Annotated in this window: 5 protein-coding genes and 2 pseudogenes; 4 read left to right on the forward strand and 3 right to left on the reverse strand. The window is 70.2% G+C overall.

All coding sequences use genetic code 11. The annotated features are described in order from the left end of the window. Nucleotides 1-145 precede the first annotated feature (145 nt). Nucleotides 146-859 (forward strand): maleylpyruvate isomerase family mycothiol-dependent enzyme, encoded by a 714-nt coding sequence (locus ON39_RS39305; protein WP_063713458.1) that lies wholly within the window; start codon nt 146-148, stop codon nt 857-859. Here ON39_RS39305 and ON39_RS39310 read toward each other — a convergent pair. Next, complete coding sequence (locus ON39_RS39310) at nt 856-2,049, reverse strand: cytochrome P450 family protein (RefSeq protein WP_040741820.1); 1,194 nt, start codon at nt 2,047-2,049, stop codon at nt 856-858. The two genes, ON39_RS39305 and ON39_RS39310, sit on opposite strands and share 4 nt — an antisense overlap. A 171-nt stretch (nt 2,050-2,220) precedes the next feature. Here ON39_RS39310 and ON39_RS39315 point away from each other — a divergent pair, with 171 nt between their 5' ends. Both ON39_RS39315 and ON39_RS39320 read left to right on the forward strand, forming a co-directional pair. Next, nucleotides 2,221-2,862 carry a maleylpyruvate isomerase family mycothiol-dependent enzyme gene (locus tag ON39_RS39315; RefSeq protein WP_040741821.1) on the forward strand — a complete coding sequence of 214 codons (642 nt, stop codon included), beginning with the start codon at nt 2,221-2,223 and terminating at the stop codon, nt 2,860-2,862. Nucleotides 2,863-2,902: 40 nt separating this feature from the next. Then, a complete protein-coding gene (locus tag ON39_RS39320; RefSeq protein ID WP_040741822.1) occupies nt 2,903-3,427 on the forward strand; it encodes a DinB family protein in 525 nt (174 codons plus the stop codon). Here ON39_RS39320 and ON39_RS39325 read toward each other — a convergent pair whose 3' ends face one another. Both ON39_RS39325 and ON39_RS39330 read right to left on the reverse strand, forming a co-directional pair. Next, nucleotides 3,428-5,725 carry an ATP-binding protein gene (locus ON39_RS39325; RefSeq protein WP_246003113.1) on the reverse strand — a complete coding sequence of 766 codons (2,298 nt, stop codon included), beginning with the start codon at nt 5,723-5,725 and terminating at the stop codon, nt 3,428-3,430. It lies immediately after the preceding gene. An 82-nt stretch (nt 5,726-5,807) separates the two neighbouring features. Beyond that, nucleotides 5,808-7,133 (reverse strand): annotated as a pseudogene (locus tag ON39_RS39330) (2-isopropylmalate synthase); the annotation flags it as partial. 238 nt (nt 7,134-7,371) lie between these two features. Here ON39_RS39330 and ON39_RS39335 point away from each other — a divergent pair. Further along, nucleotides 7,372-7,758 (forward strand): annotated as a pseudogene (locus ON39_RS39335) (FadR/GntR family transcriptional regulator); the annotation flags it as partial.

Raw genomic sequence — 7,758 nt, forward strand, 5'->3', positions numbered from 1 at the left:
TGCGAAACGCCGAATGCTCAGACGATGACACACCCGGCATAGCATCACGGAAAGGGACATACCCGACAAATCCCAAGTGCGTCCGCGATGGTGCCCGTGCTCGGCCGGGCCGAGGTCGCGCGCTGGGCGACGGCGAGGAGAGACGGTGACGGACAGCGAGGTGCGCGCGGCGATCACGGCGGAACGAACCGACCTCGCCGAGGTATTGGCGGGGCTCGACGCCGACGCCTGGGACGCGCGGTCGCTGTGCCGGGGCTGGCGGGTGCGGGAGGTCGTCGCGCACATCACCCTGCCGTACCGGCTCTCCGAGGCGCGCTTCGCGCTCGACATGCTGCGGGCGGGAGGGCGTTTCCATCGGCTGGCCGATCGTGCCGCCCGACGGGACGCGGCGGCGCTCACGCCCGAGGATCTGTTGAAGACGCTGTGGGACAACGTCGCTCATCCGTGGACGCCGCCCGGCGGCGGGCTCGCGGGCGCGTTGAGCCACGACGTCGTGCACGGCTTGGACATCACCGTCGCGCTCGGGCTGGACCGGAAGGTGCCCGAGGATCGGCTGCGGATCGTGCTGGACGCCGTGAATCCCCAGAGCCTGAAGTTCTTCGGCGTCGACCTCGACGGGATCGAGTTGCGCGCAGAGGATCTGGACTGGAGCTACGGCTCCGGTGAGGTGGTGCGCGGCGCGGCACAGCATCTGCTGCTCGTGCTGTGCGGCCGCGCGCTGCCCGACGGAGCGCTGCTCGGCGACAAAGCCAAACGATTCACCTGGTCCGGCCAGCACAGACGCCACCGCATGCAGCTGCCGCACCCGGTTCAGGCCGGCTTCGGAGATCACCGGACAGGACCTCGGCACACGGCCTAACCGCCGAGGATCACCGGCAGTTCGCGCAGGCCGTGTTCGCGGAAAGAGGAGCGCCAGCGGAGCTGCTCGCGAGGGACGGCCAGCGCCATTCGGGGGAATCGGTGGATGAGACTTCCGATGGCTATGCGGGTTTCGAGGCGGGCGAGCGGCGCGCCGAGGCAGTAGTGGATCCCGTGGCCCAGCGCGAGGTGCTGGTTGTCGGCTCTCGTCAGGTCGAGGGTGTCGGGGTCGGGCACGAACGCGGGGTCGCGGTCGGCGGACGCGGTGCCGAACAGCACGGTGTCGCCCGCGGGGATTCGGACGTCGCCGATGGTGATGTCCTCGGTGGGGAAACGACGGATCGCGAATTGGCTGGGGTGGGCGTAGCGCAGGAGTTCCTCGACCGCGGCGTCGCTCACCGTGGGCGCGGTGGCGCGGAGTGCGGCGAGTTGTTCGGGGTGGTCGAAGAGGGCGAGCACGGCTTTGCCGATGAGTTTCACGGCGTTTTCGTAGCCCGCCCAGAAAATGAGGAACGCGAGAGAAACTAGTTCGTCTTCGGTGAGCTCATCACCGGCGTCGCGCACGGCGATCAGGTCGGAAAGGAAATCGTCGGCGGGTGTGGCGCGCTTGGTCGCGACGAGATCGACCATGAACTGCGCCATCTGGACGACGGCCTGCTTTGCTTGCTGCGGCTGTTCTGGATCGGGCGAGAGCAGCGCGTTCGTCCATCCGTGAAATGCCTCGCGATCTCCACTCGGGATCCCGAGCAGGTCACCGATCACCGTGAGCGGCAATGGGGCGGCGAAGTCGGCGATCAACTCCGACTGTGCGCGACCGGCCATTCGATCGAGCAGCACATCCGTTTCGGCTTGAATCTGGTCTTGCAGCGTATCGATGCGCCGGCGCGTGAACGCGTGCGAGACCAACCGGCGCAACCGAGTGTGATCCGGCGGGTCGATATTGAGCAGATTCGCCTCGAACACCGGCGGCAGCCGGAAACCCCGGTACCCCGTCCGCGACGAGCGCTTGTCGATCGAGAGGCGCGGATCGGCGAGCCCCCGCCGCACATCGGCCTCCCGGGTGACCAGCCACGCCTGCGAACCATCCGGCAGTTCGACGCGATGCACGGGCGCGCTGTCCCGCAACTTGGCGTGCACCACGTACGGATCGAGCAGGTAGTCCGCGTCGAAGGGCGCGATGGGTGAGGTCAAAGCTGTTCTCCCGGCTGGCGGTAACGGTCGGCGCGGGCCGATGACAAGCCCATCATGCAGACCGACGACCGGCTGTCGCAAATGCGATTTCTTACCGTTCGGCCGATCGATTTTTCCGGGGTATGGCGTGTCGGGGCGCGGGCGGGAATGATCTGCGGGCGAGGAGAGACTATGACCGAGACCGAGGTGCGCAGGGCGATCACGAACGAGCGGACCGACCTTGCCGAACTACTGAGCGGACTCGACGCCGCGAGCTGGGACGCGCCGACGCTGTGCAAGGGCTGGCGGGTGCGCGAGGTGGTCGCGCACATGACCATGCCGTACCGGCTGTCGGGGCCGCGGTTCGCCTTCGAGATGGTGCGGGCGATGGGGAGTTTCCATCGGATGTCCGACCGGACGGCCCGGCAGGACGCCGCGGAGCTCACGGCCGAGGATCTGCTGAAATCGCTGTGGGACAACGTCGCTCACCCGTGGAAACCGCCCGGCGGCGGCTTCTCGGGCGCGTTGAGCCACGACGTCATCCACGGCCTGGACATCACCGTCGCGCTGGGCCTCGGCCGGAAAGTGCCGGAGGATCGGCTGCGCCTCGTTCTCGCGGGCATAAACCCGAAGAGCGTCAAGTTCTTCGGGGTCGATCTGAAGGGGATCGAGCTGCGCGCCGAGGATCTGGACTGGAGCTACGGCTCCGGCGAGGTGGTGTCCGGCGACGCGCAGGACCTGCTGCTGGTGCTGTGCGGCCGCACCCTGCCCGCCGAGAAGCTGCGCGGGGACCAGGCGAAGCGGTTCACTCGCGGGCGGCGGCCGGGGCGATAATCACGAGCGTGCGGCGCGGCAGCCGGGTTACCGTCGCCGCATGACCTGGAGCGCGCCCGACCCTGTCCGGACCAGACCGCCGCTGATCGCCGACGAACGAACGATGCTGCGCGGCTGGCTCGACTTCCACCGCGCCACCCTGCTGAGCAAATGCGCCGGGCTCGACGCGCGACAGCTCCGGCGGCGCTCCGTCGAACCGTCGACTCTGTCGCTGCACGCCCTGGTCCGGCACATGACCGAGGTGGAGCGCGGCTGGTTCCGGCTCGCCGCGGCCGGCGAGGACGCGCCGTACGTCTATTGCAGCGAGGACAACCCCGACGGCGACTTCGACGACACCGAACAAGCCGACCCCGCAACCGATTTCGAGACCTTCCGGCGCGAGATCGAGCTGGCCGACGCCGCGGTCGCCGACCTGCCGCTCGAGCACACCTTCCCGCATCCGCTGCGTCCGGAGATGGTGTACAACCTCCGCTGGGTCTACCTGCACATGATCGAGGAGTACGCCCGGCACAACGGGCACGCCGACCTGCTGCGCGAACGCATCGACGGCGCCACCGGCAGCTGATCAGCGGGCGTCGCGGCTGACCCAGGCCGCCACCTGGGCGCGCGAGTCGAACCCGAGCTTGGTGAGGATGTGGTCGACGTGGCTCTCCGCGGTGCGGACCGAGATGACCAGCTCGGCGGCGATGCGCTTGTTGCTGTATCCGGCGGCGATCAGCCGGGCCACGTCCTGCTCGCGACGCGTGAGCCGTTCGGGCACGGCCGATTTCGGCGTCGATGGCGCGTCGGGCCGGTCGTCGCCGAGCGCGTAGCCGACCGCCTCGTCGAGGGACAGGGCGGCCCCGCCGTCGAACGCCGCGCCGAAGTCCTTGTCCCCCAAGGCCGCCCGCACCTGGCGGCGGACCTTCTCGCCGACCGCGTCGGTCATGGCGTGCGCCAGGCGCTGCGTGCTGCCGCGCCGCACCGTCGCCGCCGCCCCCATGAGGCGGGCGGCCCGGTACTGGTCGTCGCCGGCGGCCGCGACCCAGGCGAGCCCGTCGAACACCGAGGCCGTCCACACGCAGCGGTCGAACATCCGCAACAGTTCGATCGCGCGGCGCAGCTCCCGGATCGCCTTGTCGGCGTTGCCGTTTCGCCAGTGGTTCGTCCCGACCGCCCAGGAGGCGAGGCCGCCGAGCAGATGCGAGCCGTGCTCGGCCGTGCGCGCCAGGAACCGCTCGGCCAGTGCGTCCGCGCGCGCGTCCGCGAGCACCATCGCGCACACGTACCCGAACGCGAGGCACTCCATCTCTGTGCCGTGGTGCCCGCACGCGCGCGCCCGCACCGCGGCGTCCTCGGCGATCTCGAGCGCGCGCACCGGGTCGGACTCGGCGAAGGCCAGCACCGCCGACAGCAGCAGGGCCTCGACCAGCACCTGCTCGGCCGCCAATTCGGTTGCTATCGCCACACATTCGCGCAGATACTCGTGCGCCGACACGGTGTCGGAGAGCATGGCGGCGATGATCGACGCGGCGGCCAGCGCCCGTGCCCGGTCGGCGGTGCGGTCGAGATCCTTGCCGAGCGCGTCCATCAGCCAGCGGTAGCCCTCCAGGAAGAACCGGTAGTGCTCCCAGAACGGCCGCAGCTCGCTCGCGATCTGTAACCCCCGGTGCGCGCCGGCGGGGTCGGCGAGCGCGAATTGAAGGGCCGCACGCAGATTCGCGTGCTCGCGGGTGACGTCGCGGAACCAGACCACGTCCGCCGCGCTCCAGTATTCGGTGCGCGCGCGCCGGGCCAGCTCGTAGTAGTGGTCGCGGTGCCGCACCCGGACCGCGTACTCGTCGCCGTGCGCGGCGAGCCGGGCCAGCGCGAACTGCCGCAGCGGCTCGAGCATGGCGTAGCGGCCGGTGCCGTCGCTGTCGTGCCGATGGCTCAGCACGGACTTGTCGACCAGGCCGGCGAGCGCGTCCACCAGCGCGCCGGGCGGGTCGAGCACACACACCGACTCGGCGGCGGCCAGCTCGAATCCGCCTGCGAAAACGGCGAGTTGCTCCCACAGGCGCTGCTCGTCCGGCGTGCACAGGTCGTAGCTCCACCGGATGGCGGCCTCGAGCGTCTGCTGCCGCCGCGGCGCGGTGCGCAGCCCGGTCGTGAGCAGGCGCATGGTGTCGTCGAGTCGGGCCAGCACCTGATCCGGGGTGAAGGCCCGCAGCCGCAACGCCGCGAGCTCCAGCGCCAGCGGAATGCCCTCCAGCCGAGCGCAGATCGCCGCGAGCGCGCCGAGATTGGCGGCGGTGACGCGGAATTCGGGGTTCGCCGCGGTGGCCCGGTCGATCAGCAGTCGCAGCGCCGCGGTGTCGGTCGCGTCGACTTCGCCGGAGTCCTCGGCGATCTCGGGCACCGGCAGCGGCGCGACCGGCAGCACCCGCTCCCCCACCACGCCCAGCGGCTCCCGGCTGGTCGCCAGCACCCGGATATCGGGTGTGCTGACGATCAGCCGGTCGACCAGTTCGGCACAGGCGTCGATGAGGTGCTCACAGTTGTCGAGCACGAGCAGCAGATGCTTGCCATGGAGATAGTCGGTCAGCCCAGCGAGCGGGGCGCTGGTGTCGTCGCGCAGGCCGAGCGCCTGCGCGACGCTCAACGCCACCAGCTCGCCGTCGTTGACGTGGGCCACCTCGACCAGCCACACGCCGTCGGGAAAGGCCCGCCGGACCGCCTCGCCCACCCGCCGGGCCAGACGGGTCTTGCCGACGCCGCCTGGCCCGGTGAGCGTGAGCAGCCGGGTGCCTGCCAGCAGTTTCCTGGCGGCGGCGACTTCGCTGCCCCGCCCGACGAAGCTGGTCACTTCGGCGGGGAGGTTTCCTGTCACGTGCCGCGCCACGCCGCCTACCTTCGCATGGACCGCCGAGCCGCGGGCGATTTGCCCGAAGATGCCGCCCGGGTCAGGACGTCTCGACCACCGGGTAGACGGCCTCGAACAGGTCGCGCAGCTCGGCGGCGGTGATCTCGCGGCCGCTGGCGTCGGTGTGTGCCTGGACGTGCCTGGCGAAGTCGATCTGCAGGTGCCGGGGCAGGTCGAGGCCGAACTCGGTCTTCAGCAGGTAGGCGATGCCGCCCTTGCCCGACTGCGAGTTGACCCGGATGACGGCGTCGTAGGCGCGGCCGAGGTCGGCCGGGTCGATCGGCAGGTACGGCACCTGCCAATCCAGTTGGCGCTCCGGGACTCCCGTGCGCGCGGCCCGCGCGCGATGCTCGGCCAGGCCCTTGTTGATCGCGTCCTGGTGGGTGCCGGAGAACGCGGTGTGCACGAGATCGCCTACGTACGGATGCCTTTCGGGAACCGGCATGCGGGTGCAGTACTCGACGGTGCGGCGGACCTCGTCGATGTCGGAGAAGTCGATCATCGGATCGACGCCCTGCGCGTGCAGGTTCAGCGCGAGGGTGGCGAGGTCGACATTGCCGGTGCGCTCACCGTTGCCGAATACGCAGCCCTCGACGCGCTGCGCGCCGGCCAGCACGGCCAGTTCGGCGCAGGCGATGCCGGTGCCCCGGTCGTTGTGCGGGTGCACGGACAGGATGACGCTGTCGCGGCGGGCCAGGTTGCGATGCATGTACTCGATCTGGTCCGCGTAGACGTTCGGCGTCGCGACCTCCACCGTGGCAGGCAGGTTCAGGATCACCGGGCGCTGCGGGGTGGCGTCCCAGAGCGTCGTCATGCGGTCGCACAGGTCGAGCACGTAGTCGGGCTCGGTCAGGTTGAACACCTCGGGCGAGAACTCGAAGCGCACGTCCGGCAGGCCGGCGGCGCACCTCAGCACGTCGCGACCGCCGGCGAGGATCAGCTCGCGCAGCGCGTCCCTGTCCTTGCCCAGCACCGTGTTTCGCCACGTGGGCGCGGTGGCGGCGTACATGTGCACGACGACCTTGCGCAGGCCGCGTACGGATTCGACGGTGCGTTCGATGAGATCGGTTCGGGCGGGGGTGAATACGACCACGGTGACGTCGTCGGGCGCGAGGTCGGCCTCGGCGATCAGCCGGACGAAGTCGAAGTCGGTCTGCGAGGCGGACGGGTAGCCGACCTCGATCTCCTTGTAGCCCATCGCCACCATGAGTTCGAAGAAGCGCCGCTTGCGCTCGGGGTCCATGGGCTCGGCGAGGGCCTGGTTGCCGTCGCGCAGGTCCACCGGGACCCACAGCGGCGCGGCGGTGATGCGCGCGTTCGGCCAATCACGCTGGGTGAGCGGCACTTCCACCCGGTCGTACACGGATCGGTAACGGTGCGAGGGCATTTGGGAGTGCCGCTGGGGGTTCCACGCCGGAGCGTGGTCGGGAATCCGGCCGGCGGGGGTACTGATGGTCGGAAAACGCATGGTCTCTGCTTTCTGGCAGTCACGACGGGAGGTGACCGGCCACGACAGAGCCCCACGGCGGGGGGCCGGTCAGGCCCCGCCGTGGCGGCTAAGCAGAAGCATGGTGCGCATGATGGCTAGACTATACACAACTCCTCAGACAAGTAGAGAGGTTGCGATGGTTTCGCAGGTTCGGCGTCACCCGCTGGCCGCCCAGGCGGCCGAGCTGTTGTTGACGCGCATCAAGGCCGGCGAGTGGCCGCTCGGGCACCGCCTGCCGGGCGAGACGACCCTCGCCGCGCAGCTCGGTGTGGGTCGCTCGACGCTGCGCGAGGCGATCCGCGAACTGGCGGGCAAGGGCGTGCTCGACAGCCGTCAAGGCGCGGGCGTGTTCGTCACGGCGCTCGACGCCAAGGACGACTGGGACGTGGTGCTGCGCCGTGCCACCATCGCCTCGGTGATCGAGGCCCGCATCGCCATCGAGGCCGAGGCGGCCGCGCTCGCCGCGCACCGCCGCACGCGCGCCGACCTGCGCGATCCTGCGCACCACCCTGGCCGCGCGCGC

Origin of the sequence: Nocardia tenerifensis NBRC 101015, assembly GCF_000308715.1 — a bacterium.
GTDB lineage: Bacteria > Actinomycetota > Actinomycetes > Mycobacteriales > Mycobacteriaceae > Nocardia > Nocardia tenerifensis.